The sequence below is a fragment of the Shewanella sp. NKUCC01_JLK genome, assembly GCF_019345615.1.
Lineage (GTDB): Bacteria > Pseudomonadota > Gammaproteobacteria > Enterobacterales > Shewanellaceae > Shewanella > Shewanella oncorhynchi.
The window spans coordinates 1-435 of the sequence record NZ_JAHKRD010000043.1 but is presented as its reverse complement, the minus strand read 5'-3'; the positions used below and the strand labels follow the sequence as shown (position 1 = coordinate 435).

At 62.5% G+C, this 435-nt stretch carries 1 protein-coding gene; it reads left to right on the top strand.

Annotated elements, in window-relative coordinates; genetic code table 11:
- On the top strand, positions 1–435 hold a 435-nt coding region (locus KO537_RS22990; RefSeq protein WP_219236054.1), incomplete at both ends, for an Ig-like domain-containing protein.

The following is a 435-nucleotide window of genomic DNA, read 5'->3' as shown; positions in this document are numbered from 1 at the left end:
CACCCTGACGGTCAATGCCAACGGCACCTACAGCTTTGAGCCCGCCGCCAACTGGAACGGCAACTTCCCGGTTGTCACCTACACCGTCACCGACGGCGTCAGCACGGACACTTCGACCTTGAACATCGGTGTGACCCCTGTCACCGATGGCTTCACCGATGCCGATGAAACCCTGACCGTGGCTGAAGACAGTGGCGTCACCAATGGCTCCTTGCTCACCGGCACCACCAGTGTCGATGGCCCGCTCAGCATTCAGAGCTTCAGCGTCGCCGGACAAACCGGTCCGTTCACCCTGGGCACCGCCTACGTGATCGCCGGCCAAGGCACCCTGACGGTCAATGCCAACGGCACCTACAGCTTTGAGCCCGCCGCCAACTGGAACGGCAACTTCCCGGTTGTCACCTACACCGTCACCGACGGCGTCAGCACGGACAC